Here is a 19,448-nt window from a genome sequence, read left to right as displayed (position 1 = left end):
AACTGCGTAGTCTGTTTCCCACGTCACATCCGTCACCGAGCAGCGGGCGGACGACCCGGTTCCCTTCGAGCCGTCCGGTCGACCCCCGCCAGGAACGCCGCCCCGGACGCACCGAGGACGCCAGCCGTCCGGGATCCGCGGGGGGCAGCGCATGAGCGATCCCAGGGCAGCCGGCCGGACCGCGCCGACGGAGCTCGGCCCCCTACGCGCCGTGCCTGCCTGGGCACGATGGGCGCTCCTGCTGGTGCTCGTCCTCGTCGCCGCGTCGTCCTGGGTGCTCACCCGCCCCGACCGGTCGCCGGCCGCCGCGCCGTCCGGGCCCGGCGCTGCTCCCCAGCCGGTCAGCGAGGACCCCGGGCTCCCACCGGGACCCCTGGTGTCCCTGACCTTCGACAACGGCCTGGCCAGCCAGTACGCCTTCGCCCGGCCGCTCCTGCGCGACCACGGCGTGAACGGCACCTTCTACCTGGTCCCGGACCGGCTGCAGGCCGGCGAGTCGTGCTGTCTCAGCTGGGTGCAGGCGCAGCAGCTCTACCGCGAGGGCGACGAGATCGGCAGCTACTCCGCCGACGGTGTCGACCTCACCGTCCCCTGGTCCGCCGACCCCGCCGAGGACCACGCCCGCAAGCGCGAGCAGGTGTGCGCAGCCCATGACACCCTCGCCCGGTTGCAGCTGGACCCGCGCAGCTTCGCCTACCCGGCCGGCAAGCACACGTACGAGTTCCCCACCCTGGACCGCTCGCTGACCGACCTGGTGGCGTCCTGCGGGTACTCCTCCGGCCGCATCATCGGCGGGCTGGCGGGTGACGGCGCGCCGGTACCGGCGGCGTCCATCGCGCTGCCCCCTCCCGATCCGTTCGCCCTGCCGACCCCGGCCGAGGTGGACACCGCACCGATCACCCTGCCGCAGCTGCAGCAGCCGGTGACGGACGCCGGCGGCGCCGGCCACTGGGTCCCCCTGGTCTTCGGCGAGGTCTGCTCTGCCGCCGACCCCTCGTACGCGACGTGCATGGACTCGAGGAGACCCGTCGACGCCGCCGTCCTGTCCGAGTTCCTCACCTGGCTCGACGCGGCCGGGCAGCCCGGCGGGGCTCCCGCGGGCACGACCGTGCGGACGGTGCGGGACGTGGTGGGGGCGCCGCCGGCACCCCCTCTCCCCCCGGCCCGGACCATCGTGTCGCTGACGTTCGACGACGGCGACGCCACCCAGGCCCTGGCCGGGGACGTCCTCCGCGACCACGGGATGCTGGGCACCTTCTACGTGAACACGGGCTACATCGATGCCGAGGACCCCCGCCACCTGACCTGGGCACAGGTCCTCCGCCTCCGTCGGGACGGCAACGACATCGGCGGCCACACGGCCAGCCACATCGACCTCACCGACCCCACGATCCCGGAGCCGGTCAAACGCGACGAGGTCTGCCGGGACCGGACGCGCCTGCGGCAGATGGGGCTGGACCCCAGGAGCTTCGCCTATCCGTTCGGGGCGCTGGACGCCGCGGCGAAGGAGGTCGCGCGGTCCTGTGGCTACGAGTCGGCCCGGTCGGCCGGCAGCGTCTCACCCGACGGCCCGGTGTTCGCCGAGACGGTGCCGCCGCTGGACCCCTTCGACACCATGGCGCTCGACGGACCCGGTGGCGCCGAGGCCGAGTCGGCCAACAGCACGCCCCTGACCCTCGACTACCTCCAGCGTGCCGTCCGCGCGGCGTCGGAGAACGGCGGCGGGTGGGTACAGGTGGTCCTCCACCACGTGTGCACCTCGGGTGACCCGGAGCTGGCCGCCTGCACGTCCAGCACGGCACCCATCATGGACACCACCCTCGCCGAGTTCCTGGACTGGCTCCAGGACGGCGCCCCAGCCGGCACGACGGTGCGCACCGTGGCGCAGGTCATGGACGACGCCCGGTGAGCCGGACCCGCCCGCACCGGCCCGGACGCAGGGGACCGGTGTCCGCCACCTCCTCGGCCGCCCGCTGGGTCGTCGCCGCCTCGGTCCTGGTGACCGGCGTGGCACTCCTGGGACTCGGCCTCGCCCTGACCCGGACACCCGGGGACGGCTCGCCGGCAGAGCCTCCGGGGTCGGCGCAGGGTCCCACCCCGGCCGACCCGGACACCGGTGGAGGGCCCATCACGGCGCTGAGCGTCCAGGGCAACCAGGTCATCGACCAGGACGGCGACCCCGTCCGGCTGCTCGGCTTCAACGTGTCCGGCACCGAGTACGCCTGCATCGAGGGATGGGGGATCTTCGACGGGCCCGACTCCCGGGGCACCCGCGGGCTCCCGGCCATGGTCGACCGGATGGCCCGGTGGACCGGCGCCAACACCGTCCGCGTCCCCCTCAACGAGCAGTGCTGGCTGGGGATCGGCGTGCGGCAGGCGAACGGCGGGGCGCGGTACCAGGCCGCGATCCGCAACTACGTGCAGCTGCTCCGGGACCGCGGCTTCGTCGTCGTCCTCGACCTGCACCGCTCGGCCCCCGGCACGGCGCGCTCGGTGCAGCAGGAGCAGATGCCGGACCGGGACCACAGCCTGGACTTCTGGCGCGAGGTGGCCACCGCCTACCGCGAGGACACCGGCGTGGTCTTCGACGCGTTCAACGAGCCGTGGCCGTTCGGGGAGTCGAGCAGCCAACGGGCGTGGGAGTGCTGGCGTGACGGGGGCTGCGAGCTGACCTCCCAGAACGGTGGGCAGACCTACACCGCCGCCGGCATGGACGAGATCGTCCGGACGATCCGCAGCACCGGGGCGGCCAACGTCATCGCCCTGGGCGGCATCCACTGGGCGGAGGTGCTGGACCGGTGGCTGGAGTTCGTGCCCGACGACCCACGGGGCAACCTCATCGCCTCCTTCCACAACTACTCGTACAACCGCTACTGCAGGGACCTGGCGTGCTACGACACCGTGCTGGCCGAGGTGGTGGCGGAGGTCCCGCTCTTCGCCGGTGAGGTCGGCCCGGACACCGGGGACCGGGTCCGAGAGCCGGGTGAGGAGTGCCCGGCGGACGACATCCAGGGCACTGAGTTCTCCGACGAGATCCTGGACTGGCTGGACGCCCATGGCGCCGGCTACGCGGCCTGGTCCTGGAACGCCTGGGGGGACTGCTACGCGCTCATCTCCGACGCCCAGGGCACGCCCACCGCGATCTGGGGCGAGCAGGTGCAGGCCAGGCTCCGGCGCAACGGCCCCTGAGGGCCGCCGTCCCCCGTCTCACGCGCCGCGACGTCCCGTGGCCGCCCCGGAGGGCGTGGCCTCCGGCGCGGGCTGCGGCCGGCGGGCGTCCCTCCGCCGGCGTCCGCGGTCCCGGGCGCGGTCCCGCGCGCGGTCCACGACCGCCAGGTACCTCGTGGCCTGGTGCTCCCAGGCCAGCTCGTCCCGCACCCGTTCCCGCCCGGTCCGCGCCAGGGCGGCCCGGCGCTCCGGGTCGCCGAGCAGCGAGACCAGTGCCCGCGCCAGCGCGGCGACGTCCCCCGGGGGGACGAGGACGCCGGCACCGGCTCCGATCGCCGCGGTCTCCACCAGGTCGAACGACACGAAGGGGACGCCGAAGGCCATGTACTCCAGCACCTTGACCGGGGAGACCTCCTGCTGGAGCGAGGCGTCGATCCCGACGTCCGCCGTGGCCAGGTGCGTGAACACGTCGCGCTCGGGCAGCCAGCCGGGGAAGGACAGCCACGGGTCCAGCCCGCGCCCGGTCGCGGCACTGCGGGCCTCCTCCAGGCACTCCCCGTCGCCCAGGACGACGAACCGGACGTCGCGGACCCCCATCTGGTGGACGACGTGGTCCACCACGTCGACCACCAGGTCCAGCCGGTCCTGCCGGCCCATCTTCCCCACCCAGCAGCACAGGTGCGTGGCCCCGCCCCGCAGCGACCCGTCCGGGACGGCCGCGCGCACCCGGGCGAGGACGGGCCCGTTCCGCACGATCGTCACCCGCTCGGGACGGCCGCCGGCCCCGACCAACCGGTCGCGCAGGTAGTCGTTCACGCAGATGGTCTCCTCCGCCACCCGCTGGGTCCGTCGCTCCAGCCAGCGGAGGACGGCGGCCACCACGGGCAGGCTGCGTTCCACCCGCTTGCCCAGGAGCTCGGGCATCAGGTCCCGCTGGTCGACCACGACCGCCGCACCGAGGAGCTGGAGCAGCCGGGCCAGCGGGAAGTAGACGTCCGGCGGCTGGCAGAGCTGCAGCACGTCGACCGGGCCGCGCAGCCGGACCCGCAGCGAGTGGGCCGTGGCCCAGGCGAGGGACACCCCGTACTCCCGGACGTACCCGAGGAGCCCGCGGGGCTCGGCCGGGGACGGGTAGTCGTGGACCCGCAGCCCGGCCAGGCGCCGGTACTCCTCGTTCTCCGGGGCCGACCGGGTGATGACGGAGACCCGGTAGCCGGCGTCGAGCAGGTCCCGGACCTGCTTGCGGACCCGGATGTCGATGCCGAGGGCGACGTTCTCGACCACCACCAGCACGTGCGGAGCGGGGTCGCCGGCCGGCACGTCCGTGCTCACGACACCGCTCCCGGGACCCGCAGCGAGGCGCCGGGCACGGTGAGGCGGACCGTGGCGTCCGGCGCGGCCGGCCCGTCGACCCGCCAGCCGCTGCCGTCCGCGCGGACCGACGACGCGGCCCGCCGCCGCCACCAGTCGACGACCTCGCGCGGGAGGGCGTGCCACATCGTCGCGTCGTCCCGGAACTCCTCGAGGAGGGCGCACCAGGCGGACAGGACCCGCGGGTCCGACGCGTAGTCGGGATGGGCCAGGACGAGCGCCATCCCTCCCCGGTCGCGCAGGTGCCGGGCCTTGTCCAGCCACACCCGGCCGTCGGCGTGCTGGAGGACGGCGAAGAGGGTGTGGTCCTGCGGCAGGGTGATCGGCAGCTCGACCTGGTCCCCGTTGGGGAACGGGAGGTGGCTGCAGCAGCCGCCCGGCTGGGGCTCGTAGGGGTCGGTGTCGGTGTAGGAGGAGTCGTAGTCGAACCCCAGCCGGGGCATCCACTCCCAGACGCGCTGGGTGGCCGGGGAGCGGAACCCGACCGCCTGCCATCGGTCGGCGTACGAGCGGATGGCCGGCAGCCGTTGCTGCAACAACGTCTCCGACCCGAGGTCGCGCCCGTCGTGGCGCAGGCCGTGGACGCCCACCTCACACCCCTCGTCCCGGAGCCGCTGCAGCACGGACGGGTCGACGTCGTAGCGCTCGGGGACGAAGTTCCACGAGGAGCGGAACCCGGCCGCCCGCTCCGGGTCGCGCAGCAGGTGCAGAGTCCGGTACCCGGTCTCGGTCTCCACGTCGTGGGTGAGGACCAGCGCCCAGGACCGGCCGCCCGGCCACGGCGCGAGGGACGGGAGCGGAGCGCCGGAGACGTCGGCCAGGACGGAGAGCAGCCAGTCGTAGAGGTCGTGCAGGCTGTCCTCCACGGGCCACCGCGGGAAGTCCGCCTGCTCCTGGACCCGGGTGAAACCCCGCCGGAGGGCGAGCTGCGTCGAACGCGGGACCACCGGCTTGACCAGGTAGTACCCCCGCAGCAGCGCGGCCCTGGCCCCGGCTGCCGCGCGTGACCGCTCGACCTCCCGGTAGCGCTCGGACCACAGGGTCAGCATCACCTCGTCGATGTCGAAGGGGAGGAAGACGCTGCCGGTCTCGTCCCGCCACACCGAGGAGACGTGCGCTCCGCGGGGGTCGCGCACCTGGTGGACGGGTCGCCAGCCGCGGCCGATCCGCGCCAGCCAGCGGACAGCGGCGGCCTCGGGGACGACGTGGCCCACGAGCCACGAGTTCCCCAGGCGGTGTCTGCCCAGACGGGCCGTGCCGCGGAACTGGTCCTGGGCGTCGGCCCGGGGCCAGACGAGCGCCGGGGTGCCGTCGGCCGCACCGGCCGCCGCGGTCAGCCGCCCGAGGAAGGGCAGGGAGGCCGCCGTCGGCCCGACGGGGCCGGCCGACACCCGGTAGGGCACCCGGTGGTAGTCGAGGAAGAGGGAGCGGTGCGAGGCGTGCAGCACGGCGGACCTCCCGGCCGTCGGTGGTGATCGGTCACAGTCCCCGTCGGAGGGCCAGGTAGGGCAGCAGCGCCAGCTCGTGCAGGGCGGGCAGTGGGTCGCGCAGCGACAGGACGGCCTCGACGTCCACCCCGCGCAGGGAGGACAGGTACTGCCGCAGGTCGAGCCGCCCCCGCCGCAGGTCACGGACGGCGTTGGGCACGTCGGTCACCAGCCGGATCCACCGGACGCCTTCCCGGGCCCGGACGGGGGCCACCTGGTGCCCGAGCTGGTCCTGGTGGAGCAGGTACGGGAAGTCCACGCCCGCCGCCTGCCCCAGCGTGTGGTACCCCCACGTCCTGGCGTTGACGTCGAGGAGCTTGGGGACGCCGTCGCGCGGGTCGACCTTGTACTCGACCTCCACCAGCCCGTAGTAGCCGATGTGCGCGAGCAGCCGCACCGACGGCTCCGCCAGCTCCGGCGCGTCGACGGTCTCGACGTAGGTGCTGGCCCGGCCGAGGTCGCTCGGGTGCTGCCGGTGCCGTGCGACCGTCATGCTCGCCACCGCGGCACCGTCCTTGAAGAAGGCGCAGAACGCCCGCTGGCCGGCGTCGCCGGGGACCATCTCCTGGACCAGGAGCTCGCCGTCCGCGCCGACCACGGAGGTGCCGCGCCGGAAGGCGTCGACCAGTTCGGCCCGGCTGCCGACCCGCCACCCCTTCACGCCGGTGCTGTAGAAGAAGTGCTCCTTGATCGCCGGCTTCACCACCAGCGGCACGGTCGTGTCGACCTCCGCCAGGTCGGCCTCCGTGGCCGGGCACCAGGTGCGCGGGGCCGGGATCGACAGCTCCTGGGCGAGGCGGTGGGTGCGGCGCTTGTCCCAGGCCTGCTGGATGCAGGCCCACGGCGGCGTGGGCACCCGGAACCACCGGGCGAGCTCCTCGCGGTGGGCGGCGAGCGCGGCGACGGTCTCGTCCCGTGTCGGGTAGAGGACCCAGCCCTCCAGGCCGAACCGGTGCCGCGCCACCTCCAGCGCCTCGAGGGTCGCCTCGGGGGTGCGCAGGTCGTCCACCCGCACCCGGTGCGAGGTGTACCGGGAGCTCGTGGCGATGGACGGTTCGTCGTCGACCACGCACACCGGCACCCCGTGCCGCCCCAGGCTGCGGGCGACGCCGAGCCCCTGGTGGTCGCCGCCGATGACGACGGCCCCGGACCCGGGCGGGCGTCCCCCCGCCCTGCGCGGGGTGGCCGCTCGCCGGGCCAGGGCCGAGGTCACGGTCACGCCGCCTGGGTGCGGGCCGGAGGCCGCGTCGCGCGGACCGGCCGGCGCCCCCGGGTGTCCAGCTCGGTGACCCGGCGCGTCACGGCCTGCGCGCCGTACCACCCGCCGGCCACGAACCGCATGATCGGCCCGAAGCTCCAGGCGGCCGGCGCCCCGACGACGTGCAGCCGGGGCACCGACGACTCCAGCCCCCGGCGCAGCACCGGGTACCCGCCGACGCGCTCGAGCCGCTCCGCCAGGGCCGGGGCGAGGAAGGGGTAGCGGGTCACGTCGACCCGGTAGCCGGTGCCGAAGAGGACGTGGTCGACCGTCGGCCGGTCACCGGTGGACAGGTGCGCGCGCACCCGGTCCCCGACCGGGGTCAGCTCCTCCACGGTGGTGGACAGGCGGATCGGCACGTCCCGGAGCCGGGGCAGGAGCCAGGCGGCGCCCGCTGGACGGATCGCCCGGTGGGCGGCCGGGTCCTGGACCGACCGGGGCAGCCGGCGGAACAGGTCGGGGACGGCCACGACCCGGGACAGCCCCATCGGGCCGACGTCCGTCGGCGCGTAGACCAGCTTGGCCCCGCGGCCCAGCATGCGGTGGTACTTGCCGCCGTGCAGCCAGGTCAGGTGGTCCCGGCGGACGGCGACCTCGACGTCGGCTCCCGCCTCGTGCAGGAGGGCGGCGGACTCCAGCGCGCTCTGGCCGCCGCCCACCACCAGCACCCGGCGCCCGGCGAACCGGGACAGGTCCCGGTGGTCGGCGGTGTGCGACACCAGGTCCGCCGGCAGACCGTCGGCCACGGCCGGCCGGTGGACGAACGGCGCGATGCCGGCGGCGACCACCACCCGGCGGGCGCGGACCGGGTCACCCTCGGACGGGTGCAGCACGAACCCGTCGCCGTCGGGCTCGAGCCGCTGCACGACCCGGTCGTCGACGTCCGGGGCGACCTGCTGCTGCACCCAGACGCCGTAGTCCAGGAACTCCTGCAGCGGGACAGGGGTGCCGAACGAGGCGCCGGTGGCCGCGCAGTAGGAGTCCAGCGACAGCGGTCCCTGGTACTCGGCGATGCACGTCGCCGTCCAGTTGGAGCGCAGCACCATCCCCGCCGGCATCGTGCGCCAGAACGACATCGGGTCGCCCACGACGTGGACGTCGACCCCCGCGCGTCGCAGGTGTGCCGTCGCCGCCAGGCCGTGTGGCCCCGCGCCGAGCACCGCGACATCGACATCTGACATGGCTCTCTCTCCTGTTCGTGGTCGATCGTCGGACGGGATCAGTCACCCGAGGTCGCGACGGCCCCGGGGGCGGACTGGCGGTCACGCCGGGAGGGGCCCGGCAGCGGTGTGGACGGGCGCTCGCCGTCCGGGACGGCGGACCCCTCTCGCGGGTGGTCGACCGCCCCGGCCGGGACCCCGGGAGGCCGCCCGTCGCGGCCCCCGTCCCGTCGGGACCCGGGGACGGAGAGCACGGCACCCAGCACCGGGGCCCCGGCGTCCCGGAGCTCGTCCACCGCGGCGCGGAGGTCCCGGCGCCTGGTGCGCCCCGCGGTGGCCGCCACCACGACCCGGTGGGCGTGGTCGGCCATCGTCGCGGTCTCGGCGGCGGTCAGCAGGGGAGGTGTCCGGACGAGGACGTGCCCGACGTCGGGGGGGACCCGGTCGAGCAGCTCCCGCAGGGGGCGCTCGGTGAGGACGTCACCCGGGGCCTGCGCCAGGGCCTCCCCCGCCGGCAGCAGCCGCAGGCCCGGGACCGGTGTCCCCTGCACCGCATCGCCCAGCGGGACCGCCCCGGTCAGGACGCCGCCGAGGCCGGCGCCCGGTGCGACGTCGAGGAGCTCGGCCAGCCGCGGGTCGCGGAGGTCGCCGTCGACCAGCAGGACCGCCGTTCCGCCGAGCGCCAGGGCGATGCCGGTGCCGGCGACCACGGCCGCGGCGCCGTCGTCGCCGACGGCGCTGGTCACGACCGTGACCGAGGGAGCCCGGTGCTGGGGACCGGCCGCGCGGCTGAGCTTCCGGCCCAGCAGCCGGTACGCCTCGGCGCCCGGCGGGTCGGGGTGGTCGAGGACCGGGAGCCGCCCGCCGCCGGGACCCGGCGCCACGGGGACGGGGGCCAGCAACGCGAGACCCGCGTCGGCCAGGTCCCGTGTCCCGCGGACGGTGTCGTCGAGGCGGTCGCGCAGCAGCGCACTACCCAGGCCGACCAGCAGCCCGACCACGAGCCCGGCGCCGCCGTTGAGCAGGTAGTCCGGCCCGACCGCGGAGCGGGGCAGCGACGCGGGGCTGAGCAGGGCCGCCTGTGGGGCGCGGAAGGCGAGGTAGGCGTCGGCGACCGCCTGCGCCCGGTCCCGGGCCGTCTCGGCCGTGTCGTCGGTGTACTCCAGCACCAGCACCGTGCTGTCCGCCGGGACCGAGGTGCTCAGCCGCCGCTCGAGGTACCGGGGCGTCGTCCCCGTCCCCCCGGCCGCCTCGCCGGTGACCGCACGGGAGACGGCCACCTCGCGTTCGGTCTCCATGTCCGGCGGCAGGGGTGCCCCACCGGGGGTGAGGGCTGCGTTGACCAGCACCCGGGCCTCGGACCGGTAGACGGGGTCCGTGAGCGCCCACGACAGCGCGCACGCGCTCAGGACGGCCACCATCGTGACCGTGAGGACCCAGCGTGCGTGCACCGCCAGCAGGGAGCGGTCGTGCGGCGCCCCGAGCGGGGCGGGGTACGTCGGCACCTTCACATCAGCTCCTCACCCTGGGACTTCCGGAGACCCGCCGGGCACCGGCGACGCGGCCGGCCTGCGGCGGTGAGCGCGATCAACGCGAAGAACGCGTCGGCCGACCCGCGGTAGGTCACGTGCGGGTCGAAGGCCATCAGCAGGGCGATCACGACGACCCCGACGAAGACCGCGGTCGCGGCCGCGCCGACGGCGTCCGGGCGCGCCCGGGCGACCGTCCAGGCGCGCCGGACGACCACCCAGGTCAGGAACAGGAAGCTCCCGAGCAGCGGGACGCCGCCGCCCCACAGCAGCCAGGTGTAGCCGCTCTCGATCCACACCCAGCCGGTCGCCTGGCCCGCCACGGGCACCCGCGCACTCGGCCGGACCCCCAGCAGGACGTTGCCCGGCGAGGCCAGCTGGGGCCAGAAGTACGTCTCGAGGTTGTGCAGCCGGCCCACCCAGCTGGCCGGCATCCCCGAGGCGTGCGAGAAGCCCTCCAGCCGCTCGGCGATCACCGGCCACACCAGGACCGCCCCGGTCGCCACGAGCAGGCCGAAGAAGCCCAGCAGCGCGAGCGAGCCGGTGACGAGCGCCAGCGCGACCATGCCCACCACCAGGCCGATGGCGCTGGAGAACTCACCGGCCGCCAGGGTCCCCACCACGTACAGGCCCACGACGGCGCCGAACAGCAGGGGAGAGCGCCGCTCCCGGAGCCAGAGCGCCGTGACCACCGCCAGGTTCAGCACCATGAGGTCCGCGGTCGCGGCCGGCAGGGAGAGCGTGGACCCGCCGCGCGGGACGGCGATGATCGCCGCCGCGTCACCGAACGGGGCGTAGTACTCGGCCAGGAAGCCCCGGACGCCGAGCAGGTCCAGGCCCTGCAGGACGCCCACGACCGCGACCACGCAGGCGGCGCCGGCGGACACCAGCAGGCAGGTGCGGACCTCCCGCTCCCCCCGGACGGCGATCCGGACGACGAGGTAGACGCCGAGGAGCTTCCACAGCACCAGGCTGTGGAACAGGTCGTCGGCGGTGATGGTCTGCCCCCGGAGCGCCATGGTCGCCAGCGGGGTGACCGAGCTGGTGACGGCCAGCAGCAGGAGGGCCAGCTCGACGGTGTCCGGCCGCGCGGGCCGCACCTGCCCGGACCGGAGCCGGACCAGCCAGCGCAGCGCCAGGGTGGCGCCCAGGACCAGCTCCAGCGCCTCGTTGGGCCGCAGGAACGGGACGGCCACGCCCCGGTCGATGCCGGCGACCAGCGGGGTGACGCCGATGAGCAGGTACGCGGCCAGCGCCGGGCGCGCCCAGACCAGGGCGGCGAGCCCGGTCACCAGGCAGCCGGCCAGCACCGGGACCGGTCGGTACACCGCCGCCGCCCCCGCCAGGCCGGCCGCCACGAGGACGCCGGGCTCCACGGTGGCGCGCCACGGGGACCGGCCGGTCAGGACCCCGACATCCCACCCGCCGTCGGGCGGAGTGGCCGGTGCCACCAGCAGGCGCGACGTCACGGCGCACCGCCGATCGTCGCCGTCCGGCGCCGCGGGCCGAGCGTCCCCCGGGTCACCCAGGCCAGCTCGGGGGCCCGCCACCAGCCCTGCAGGAGCAGGAAGACGGCGGCGCCCAGGGTGGCCGCCGCGGCCGCGGCGAGCAGCGAACCGGCCCGACCGTCGACCCACCGCGGCACCAGCGTGGCGGCCGCCCACACCGGGGCGGCCATCAGCGCGGTGGCGGCGAGGACCCGCCGCAGGCAGGCGGACGGCTGCCCGCCCAGCGTCCCCAGCTCCCGCCGCAGGGCCAGGGCGAGGTGTCCCGCACCGACCAGGTGGGCCACCGCGAACGACGCACCCAGCACCAGCGGCACCCGTGGCGGGCCGACGACCAGGACGCTGCTGGCCAGGGTGAGGAAGGTGCCGGCCTGGACCACCATGGCCCGCAGCGGCGCCCGGGTGTCCCCGCGGGCGTAGCTGGCGAACGAGAGCACCTGGAAGAGGCCCTCGCCGACCGTGCCGGCCGCCAGGGCCGCCACGGTCGTCGCCACGAGCGCGACGGCGGCGGCCGAGCCCATCCGGCCCACCGCCAGCAGCTCGGCCAGGGGGCGGGCGAGCAGCGCACAGCCGGCCGCCGCGGGCACGGTCACGAACAGCACCAGGGCGACGCCGCGCCCCAGGACCTCCCGGAACGACTCCGCCGACGACAGCCGGCTCAGCCGTGGCAGCAGGGAGAGGGCGACCGGGGTCGCGCCGAGGGCGATGACGAAGTAGTGGACGTTCAGCGCCAGCTGGACCGCCACGACACCGCCGGCCACCCGGTTGGCCAGGACCAGCACGGTGAGCAGCTGCAGCGCCCCGACGGCGGCCAGGGCGATGGCCGGCAGCGCCCGGCGGACGAGGGCCGTCACGGCGGGGTCCCGCCACCCGGCCCGGGGCCGGAGGGTGGTGCCCGCCCGCCGGGCTCCCCACCACTGGACCCCGGCGTGCAGGGCGACGGCCGCCGTCGTCCCGGCGCCCAGCAGCACCAGCAGCGGACCGGGGACGGCACCGATGTCGCGCACCGCCGGGAACAGGAGCGCCGTCGCCCCCAGCACGGCCAGGATGCCCAGGTTCTCCAGGGCCGGGGCCGCGGCGGCCAGGGCGAAGCGCCGCCGGGCGTTCATGACCGCGGTGGAGGCGCCGATCAGCGCGTAGAGCACCACCTGCGGGATCAGCAGCAGGAGCAGCAGGCGCCCGACCCGCTCCTGCGCGGCGCCCACCGCCTCGGCCTGCGTCCCGAGTGCGCCCAGCCGCAGGAGCAGCGGGCCGGCCAGCACCGCCGCGCAGGCGGCCATCCCCACGGCTGCGACGGTGACGCCGAGGAAGGCACCGGCGATCCGCTCGGAGGCGAGCCGGTCACCGCTGTCCATCGGCCCGACCAGGGCGGGTACCAGGAGCGAGGACAGGAGCGAACCGGCCAGGAAGCCGTAGTAGACGAGGTTGGGCAGCGCGTTGGTGAACAGGAAGGTGTTGCCCAGCAGGGTCGGCCCCAGGACCGCACCGATGGCCGCGACCCGGAGCACGCCGGTGACGCGGCTGACCAGCGTCCACCCGGCGATCCGGAGGGAGTCCCGGGCCGCTCCGGCGGCCGGCTCCTCCCCGTCGTCCCGGTCCGGCGCCGCGGGGCCGGCGCGTCCGACGGGGCTCACCGGACGCCCTCCCGTCCCAGCACCACCGGGATCGTGCGCAGCAGGATCGCCAGGTCCGTGAGCAGCGACCGTCGCTGGACGTACGCGACGTCGAGGTCCAGGGCCTCGGTCATGCTCAACCGGTTGCGGCCGCTGGTCTGCCACAGCCCGGTGATCCCGGGACGCACCCGGAACCGGGTGCTGTGCCGGGGACTGAAGAGCGCGGCCTCCCAGGGCAGCACCGGCCTGGGCCCGACCAGGGACATGTCCCCCCGCAGCACGTTGAACAGCTGCGGCAGCTCGTCGAGGCTGGAGGTGCGCAGCCAGCGGCCCACTGGCGTGATGCGCGGGTCGTCCACCAGCTTGTAGAGCCCGTCGGGGCCGCGTCCGGCCACTGCCGGCTCGGTCAGCAGCCCGCGCACGTACTCGCGGTGCAGCCGGTCGTCCGCGTCGACGTGCATGGTCCGGAACTTGAGCATCACGAAGGGCCGCCCGTGCTGCCCGAGGCGCACCTGCCGGAACAGCGCCGGGCCACGCGAGGTGCACCGGACGAGGACGGCGATGGCCGCCATCCCCGGTGCGAGCAGGACGACCAGCAGGCCCCCCACCAGCAGGTCGAGCGCGCGCCGGACGGCCCGCTGCCAGGGGCCGTCGACGGCCGCGGTGGCCGCCGCCGGGCCCGCGGCGCGCGGGTGCCCGGCGAGGCGGACGACCCCGGCCGGCGGCAGGTCCGGGAGGTGCAGGGTCACCGTCGACCCCGGGCCAGGCGGAAGCGGGCGGCGGAGGTCCCGTCGGCCTCCACGCGGGACTCCACCGCCGCCAGCTGGTCGACCCAGCTGCGGACGGTCGCCGGGTTGCCAAAGGCGACGCAGCGTTCGGGCAGGTCACGGGTGACGGTGGCACCGGCGCCCACGAGCGCCCCGGCACCGATGCGGACGAACGGCAGGATGGTCACGTTCACCCCGATGTGCGCTCCGGCGCCGATGTGCGGCCCGGACATGACCTCCTCCGAGGCCGCGGAGCCGGGATAGAGGTCGTTGGCGATCGTGACCCCGGGGGCGAGGAACGCCCCGTCGCCGATCTCGGTGAACTGTGCGACGTAGCAGTTGGCGTGGATCTTGACCGAGTTCCCGATGCGGCAGCCGTAGTCGATGACCGAGCCGCTCCAGACCGACACGTCGTCCCCGATCCGGCACTGCTCGCGGACGACGACGTTGTGCCCGGTCTCGAACCGCGCGCCGATGCAGGACCCCCGGTAGACGACGCTGCCGCTGCGCAGGCGGGCGTCCGGGCCCAGGACCAGCCGCTCGGCGACCGGCCGGCCCGGGGCGTAACCCAGGAGGACGTGCGGATCGGCCTCCAGTCCCGGGCCGACGTCGGCCTCAGGCGACATGGTCGGCCACCTCTCCGGCGACGACGGCGCCGAGCACGTCGCAGACCCGGGTGACCTGTGCCGTCGTCAGGTGCGGGTACATCGGGAGGGAGAGGATCTGCGCCGCCGCCGCCTCGGTCACCGGCAGGGGCCCGTCCGCCCATCCGGCGTAGGGCGGCTGCAGGTGGCTCGGCGTCGGGTAGTGCAACGACGTCTCGATGCCGGCCGCGGCGAGCGCCGCCCGCACCCGGTCCCGGGCGGCCACCCGGGCGACCAGCAGGTGGTACACGTGCCCACCCCCGGAGAGGTCGTCGACGAGCCGCACCGGTCCCCCGGCGAGCTCCCTCCGGTACTGCTCCGCGCGGGCCCGCCGGGCTGCCGTCCAGCCCGCCAGCCGCGGCAGCTTCACGGAGAGGACAGCCGCCTGAAGGGCGTCCATCCGGCTGTTCGTCCCGGGCAACGGGTGCTCGTAGTGGGAACCGGGGGCGCGGCCGTGGTCACGCATGGACCGGATCCGGCGGGCCAGGTGCTCGTCGTCGGTGACGACGGCACCGGCGTCCCCGAAGGCGCCGAGGTTCTTGCCGGGGTAGAAGCTGAAGCACCCGGCGTGGCCCAGTGACCCGGCGGGCCGGCCGCGCCACGTCGCGCCGTGGGCCTGGGCCGCGTCCTCGACGACGACGAGCCCGGAGGCCGCGGCCACCCGTCCGACGGCGTCCATGTCGGCGACCTGGCCGTACAGGTGCACCACGATGACGGCGCGGGTCCGCGGGGTGAGCGCGGCCTCCAGCGTGGCCGCGCTCATCAGCAGGCTGTCCGGGGCGACGTCGGCGAAGCGCGGGGTCGCCCCGGCCAGCACCACCGCCTCCACGGTCGCCACGAAGCTGTTCGCGGGGACCACCACCTCGTCCCCCGGGCCGATCCCCAGGCCGCGGAGGGCGAGCTGCAGGGCGTCGGTCCCGTTGCCCACGCCCACCGCCTGGCGTGTCCGGCAGTAGGCGGCCCAGTCGTGCTCGAACCGCTCGACGACCTCGCCACCGATGAAGCGCCCGGAGTCGAGCACGCGTGCGAAGGAGGCCTCCACCTCCTGACGCACCTCCTGGGTCATCGGGGCCAGGTCGGCGAAGGGGACCCGGTGGACCGACGCCGGCCGCGGGGTCACCACCCGGCTCCGCGCACCCGGCGGGGCGGGCTCCCCGAGGTCGGCTCCCCGGGTGGGTGCCGTCCCGGCCCCGCCGTCCTCCGTGGGTGTCCTCATGACGGCCGCCCTCACACCGCGATCGCCTGGCGCGGACCCGGGACCGCCGGTGCCCGCTCCACCAGGGACGTCGGCCGGCCGCTGACCAGGGACGCCTGTGCGGCCTCGAGGACCCGCACGACCGCCAGACCGCTGTGCCCGTCCGAACGGCTGCGGGTGCCGCTCCGGATGCAGTCGACGAAGTGGCCGTCCTGCACGGCGAGCGGCTCGGCGTCGGGGACGTAGGGGGACGTGATGTCGCCGTACCGGTAGGACATCGGGGGCTGGGTCAGGTCCGGGTCACCGACCGGGCAGCTCACGCTCTTGTCGTGGACGCGGATCCGCTCCTCGGCGGCCAGGTCGTTGTAGACGGCCATCTTCCGGCTGCCGACGACCGTCACCCGGCGCACCTTGCACGGGTCCAGCCAGCTGACGTGGACGTGCGCCGACAGGCCGATGTCGTCGTAGGTCAGCCGCAGGTACGCGACGTCCTCGAACCTGTGGTGTGCGTGCCGGGAGCCCCACGCCTGCACGGCGGACGGCGGCCGCTCCATCAGCAGGTTGATGATCGAGATGTCGTGCGGGGCCAGGTCCCAGATGACGTTGACGTCGTTCTGGTACAGGCCGAGGTTCAGGCGGCAGCTGTCGATGTAGAAGAGGTCCCCGAGCTCGCCGCTCTGCACCAGCTCACGCAGCCGCAGGACCGCGGTGTTGTACTCGAACGTGTGCCCGACCATGAGCACGACGCCCTGCCGGTCGGCCTCGTCGACCAGCTGCTGGCCCGCGGCGCTGCTCGTCGCCAGGGGCTTCTCGACCAGCACGTGCTTGCCGGCGGCCAGTGCCTCGAGCGCGATGGGGAGATGGGTGCTCGGGGGCGTGGAGACGACGACGGCGTCGACGTCCGGGAGGGCGGCCTCGAGGCTGGGGTAGGGACGGACGGAGGGAAAGCTGCGCACCAGGGGCCGGAGGCGGTCCTCCCGGGTGTCGATGACGGCGACGGACTCCACGTGGTCGAGGGTCTGCAGCACACGGACGTGTTTGGGCCCCCAGTAGCCGACGCCCACGACGCCGACACGAGGGGCAGGACAGCTCTTCATCACGGTCCTCGCAGCACATGAGATGCGGATGTGTCGTGCTGGCACGCCGGACACCCGTCACCAGGCGTGAGCGCGCCAACCACAGTGATGTCTGCAGAGCGTCCCTCGCGAGCACGTCGCTCGCCCCGGACTCGTCCCCCCCGTCACTGACCGTCCCCCTACGCCGCGGGACCTCTGCCAGGCAGGACACAGCTTGGAACGCGGGCGGGCCGCTGTCCAGACCTCACGTCCTGTTTAGTTCCGGAATTCTCTGGTCCGCTCCACCCGTGCGCCGGTTCGCCCACGGCTGATGACGCAGCGTCACCGATTGCCCGGCATCGATCGGCGGACGCCCCCACGGGACGAGGAGCCGCCCACCGGACGACGGACGCCCCCCTCCCGCGGATGCGGGAGGGGGGCGTCGTCGTCGGGGATCAGCGCTCGGCGTCGCCGACCAGCACGTCCTCGTGCCGGGGCCGGGGCGCCGGCACCGGCGGGCGCCCGCTCCGGCGGCCCTCGGCGACCGGCCGGCCGGAGGCCATCAGGCGCTCCAGCTCGCCGGTGTCCACCCGGAAGTCGAGCTCGTCGGCCGGCTGCTCGGTCCGGACCGCGACCCGGGAGGGTCGCAGGGCGTCCATCGCCCGGCCGGCCCGCCTGCGCAGGAACCGGGCCACCGGTCCCTCCTGGGCCCGGCGGGCCGCGACACGCGCCGCCTCGTCGCGGGCGGCGATCTCCCGGTCGAGGATCTCCCGGGCCATCCGGTCGGTCTCGGCCGCCACCACCAGGTCGGCCCGCGCCTGCTGCGCCCGGCGCCGTCCCTCCCGGCGGATCTGCTCCCCGTCGACCTCCTCCTCGTCGCGCAGCAGCACCAGCCGGTCGTAGGCGGTGGGCGCGGCGAAGTTCAGCATCACCTTCATCAGCACCGGCAGGATCTCGATGCTGAGGAAGAGCAGGAAGAGCATCAGGTGCGCGGTGCCCAGCAGCGGGCGGTCGTCGGAGAGCCGGCTCATCGCCTCCAGCCGGGCGAGGATCCCGGTGCTCTCGGCGTTCTGCACCTCGAACGCGGCCTGCTCGGCGTTGCGCGCCTCGGTCAGCCGGGCCAGCTCCGCGGAGTCGGTGACCAGGTCGGCCTCGGCCTGGGCGACGCTGCGCCGGTCGGCGTCCGCGGCGGCCGCACCGGCCGTCGTCCGCGCCTGGGCCAGCTCCGCCTCGGCGGCGTCCAGGTCGGCCTTCGCCGCGTCCCGCACGCCCGCCTGGTCGGCGGCGGCGGCCGCGGCGGCCACGTACGCGTCGCCGACCCCGGCGTCGCCGGACCCGCAGCTGCCGTCGAGCTCGCACTGGGCCCGGGCGTCCAGCTCCGCGGAACGTGCCTGCGCCGCCTCGTACGCGGCCTGCTTGCCGTCCCGCTCGGCCTGCGCCGCGGCGACCCGTGGATCGGCGTTCGGGTCGGCGCTGCCCCCGCCGGCGATCACGACCTGCTCGTCGGCGACCTGCTGGCGCAGCGTCGGGATCCGGGTGTACCGGGCGTCGGCGTCCAGCTCGGCGGTGAACTCCTGCGCGGCCTCGGCCTGCAGGGTCACCATCGTCGCCTCGATCTCCCTGTCGAAGACCTGCAGCGTCAGCGGCGTGGAGATGACCGTGCCGAGCACGGCCGCGAGGGCGATCCGCGGCACGGCCAGGGCGGCGTTCCGCACCCACGACGGGTCGTGCGCCATGCCGACCAGCAGCATCCGGTCCAGGTTGACGATGACGACGCCCCAGCCCAGGCCGATCAGCCAGGCCACCGGCCAGGGCGCGCCCAGCGCCACGTGCACGGCGAACGCCGCGGACAGCGCCGCCAGCGCTCCGGTGCTCAGCAGCACGCCGCCGAGCGCGACGAACTTGGCGCGCGCGCCGGGCGCCACACCGAGCAGGTCGAGCCGGGCGCCGGCGAGCACCGCCAGCCGGTCGCCCGAGGAACGGGTGCGGGCCCTCATGCGTACGTCCTCTCGCTGGGTCGGTCAGCTCAGCCATCGGCTGCCGGGGCCCGCGGCGGTACCGCCCCGGGCGCGACCCGTCCGGCCGGAGCCGTACCGGCCACACAAGCTGCCAACCCCATCCGTCACACCCGTCACAACACGCTGCGTGCGGGCGGGACCGAAACGCGGCGGGCGGAGCGAGGGTGACGAGGACCGCACCGCACCACCTCGGGAGCTCCCATGCGTCCTCGCACCACCGCAGCAGCCGGCGTCCTGTTCGCCGCCGGGCTGTCCCTCGGCATCCCCGGCACGGCCACCGCGGCCGACCTGGACTGCGCGGACTTCGCCACCCAGGCCGACGCCCAGGCCGCCTTGGCCGCGACGCCGGGCGACCCGAACGACCTCGACTCCGACGACGACGGCGTCGCCTGCGAGACCCTGCCCGGCGGGGGCGCCACCGCCACCACCGAGGACAACACGGTGCTCGGGACGGCGCAGGTGTCCACCCGCCCGGTCGGGGCCGTGGCCGCCGGCGACGGCAGCGCGGCGACCGACGACGGCGTGCTGCCCTACGCCCTCGGCGGCCTGGCCCTGGCCGGTGCCGCCGGCGCCGCGGTGGCCGCCCGCCGCAGCTCGCGCGCCTGACGCCGACCCCCGTGCAGCACCGCGCACCCGGGACCACCCGCCCCGGTCCCCTCGCCGGGACCCCGGCGGGTG

At 75.5% G+C, this 19,448-nt stretch carries 15 protein-coding genes; 3 read left to right on the top strand and 12 right to left on the bottom strand.

Annotated features, from left to right (window positions below):
• Positions 1-211 precede the first annotated feature (211 nt).
• Positions 212-1,909 (top strand): polysaccharide deacetylase family protein, encoded by a 1,698-nt coding sequence (locus ACWIX6_RS07255; RefSeq protein WP_448616169.1) that lies wholly within the window; start codon positions 212-214, stop codon positions 1,907-1,909.
• A 38-nt stretch (positions 1,910-1,947) separates the two neighbouring features.
• Positions 1,948-3,189 carry a glycoside hydrolase family 5 protein gene (locus tag ACWIX6_RS07250; RefSeq protein ID WP_448616168.1) on the top strand — a complete coding sequence of 414 codons (1,242 nt, stop codon included), beginning with the start codon at positions 1,948-1,950 and terminating at the stop codon, positions 3,187-3,189.
• An 18-nt stretch (positions 3,190-3,207) separates the two neighbouring features.
• Here the strand turns inward: ACWIX6_RS07250 and ACWIX6_RS07245 are convergent, their stop codons facing one another.
• From ACWIX6_RS07245 to ACWIX6_RS07190, 12 genes are all read right to left on the bottom strand, one after another.
• Positions 3,208-4,500 carry a glycosyltransferase family 4 protein gene (locus ACWIX6_RS07245; protein ID WP_448616167.1) on the bottom strand — a complete coding sequence of 431 codons (1,293 nt, stop codon included), beginning with the start codon at positions 4,498-4,500 and terminating at the stop codon, positions 3,208-3,210.
• The gene (locus ACWIX6_RS07240) at positions 4,497-5,987 is read right to left on the bottom strand and encodes a hypothetical protein (RefSeq protein ID WP_448616166.1); all 1,491 of its coding nucleotides are present in this window, start codon (positions 5,985-5,987) and stop codon (positions 4,497-4,499) included. The genes ACWIX6_RS07245 and ACWIX6_RS07240 overlap by 4 nt, the downstream gene beginning before the upstream one ends.
• Before the next feature lie 31 nt (positions 5,988-6,018).
• Positions 6,019-7,245 (bottom strand): carboxylate--amine ligase, encoded by a 1,227-nt coding sequence (locus tag ACWIX6_RS07235; protein ID WP_448616165.1) that lies wholly within the window; start codon positions 7,243-7,245, stop codon positions 6,019-6,021.
• Positions 7,242-8,465, bottom strand: a complete 1,224-nt coding sequence (locus tag ACWIX6_RS07230; RefSeq protein ID WP_448616164.1) for an FAD-dependent oxidoreductase — start codon at positions 8,463-8,465, stop codon at positions 7,242-7,244. Before ACWIX6_RS07230 ends, ACWIX6_RS07235 begins: the two co-directional genes overlap by 4 nt.
• A 38-nt stretch (positions 8,466-8,503) precedes the next feature.
• Positions 8,504-9,949 (bottom strand): hypothetical protein, encoded by a 1,446-nt coding sequence (locus ACWIX6_RS07225; protein ID WP_448616163.1) that lies wholly within the window; start codon positions 9,947-9,949, stop codon positions 8,504-8,506.
• 2 nt (positions 9,950-9,951) lie between these two features.
• Positions 9,952-11,442 carry a hypothetical protein gene (locus ACWIX6_RS07220; RefSeq protein WP_448616162.1) on the bottom strand — a complete coding sequence of 497 codons (1,491 nt, stop codon included), beginning with the start codon at positions 11,440-11,442 and terminating at the stop codon, positions 9,952-9,954.
• Positions 11,439-13,112 (bottom strand): murein biosynthesis integral membrane protein MurJ, encoded by a 1,674-nt coding sequence (gene murJ, locus ACWIX6_RS07215; RefSeq protein WP_448616161.1) that lies wholly within the window; start codon positions 13,110-13,112, stop codon positions 11,439-11,441. Before murJ ends, ACWIX6_RS07220 begins: the two co-directional genes overlap by 4 nt.
• Positions 13,109-13,840, bottom strand: coding sequence for a sugar transferase (locus tag ACWIX6_RS07210; RefSeq protein ID WP_448616160.1), 732 nt, complete (start codon positions 13,838-13,840; stop codon positions 13,109-13,111). Before ACWIX6_RS07210 ends, murJ begins: the two co-directional genes overlap by 4 nt.
• Entirely contained in the window at positions 13,837-14,484 is a 648-nt protein-coding gene (locus ACWIX6_RS07205) for a DapH/DapD/GlmU-related protein (RefSeq protein ID WP_448616159.1), read from the bottom strand. The genes ACWIX6_RS07210 and ACWIX6_RS07205 overlap by 4 nt, the downstream gene beginning before the upstream one ends.
• Positions 14,474-15,718, bottom strand: a complete 1,245-nt coding sequence (locus ACWIX6_RS07200) for a DegT/DnrJ/EryC1/StrS family aminotransferase (RefSeq protein WP_448616158.1) — start codon at positions 15,716-15,718, stop codon at positions 14,474-14,476. The genes ACWIX6_RS07205 and ACWIX6_RS07200 overlap by 11 nt, the downstream gene beginning before the upstream one ends.
• Positions 15,719-15,729: 11 nt before the next feature.
• Positions 15,730-16,794, bottom strand: coding sequence for a Gfo/Idh/MocA family protein (locus ACWIX6_RS07195; protein WP_448616157.1), 1,065 nt, complete (start codon positions 16,792-16,794; stop codon positions 15,730-15,732).
• A gap of 413 nt (positions 16,795-17,207) precedes the next feature.
• Positions 17,208-18,749: a DUF4407 domain-containing protein gene (locus ACWIX6_RS07190; protein ID WP_448616156.1), complete on the bottom strand. Its 1,542-nt coding sequence runs from the start codon at positions 18,747-18,749 to the stop codon at positions 17,208-17,210.
• Positions 18,750-18,971: 222 nt separating this feature from the next.
• Here ACWIX6_RS07190 and ACWIX6_RS07185 point away from each other — a divergent pair, with 222 nt between their 5' ends.
• Positions 18,972-19,376 (top strand): hypothetical protein, encoded by a 405-nt coding sequence (locus tag ACWIX6_RS07185; RefSeq protein ID WP_448616155.1) that lies wholly within the window; start codon positions 18,972-18,974, stop codon positions 19,374-19,376.
• Positions 19,377-19,448 lie beyond the last annotated feature (72 nt).

This window comes from Modestobacter sp. URMC 112 (assembly GCF_053502575.1).
This window is presented reverse-complemented; position numbering and strand designations above follow the sequence as displayed.

What these genes read in the sequence shown, in the direction of transcription:
- ACWIX6_RS07190 (WP_448616156.1), bottom strand. Translation starts at nt 18,749, where the DNA reads ATGAGGGCCCGCACCCGTTCCTCGGGCGACCGGCTGGCGGTGCTCGCC.
- ACWIX6_RS07195 (WP_448616157.1), bottom strand. Translation starts at nt 16,794, where the DNA reads ATGAAGAGCTGTCCTGCCCCTCGTGTCGGCGTCGTGGGCGTCGGCTAC.
- ACWIX6_RS07205 (WP_448616159.1), bottom strand. Translation starts at nt 14,484, where the DNA reads ATGTCGCCTGAGGCCGACGTCGGCCCGGGACTGGAGGCCGATCCGCAC.
- ACWIX6_RS07200 (WP_448616158.1), bottom strand. Translation starts at nt 15,718, where the DNA reads ATGAGGACACCCACGGAGGACGGCGGGGCCGGGACGGCACCCACCCGG.
- ACWIX6_RS07230 (WP_448616164.1), bottom strand. Translation starts at nt 8,465, where the DNA reads ATGTCAGATGTCGATGTCGCGGTGCTCGGCGCGGGGCCACACGGCCTG.
- ACWIX6_RS07185 (WP_448616155.1), top strand. Translation starts at nt 18,972, where the DNA reads ATGCGTCCTCGCACCACCGCAGCAGCCGGCGTCCTGTTCGCCGCCGGG.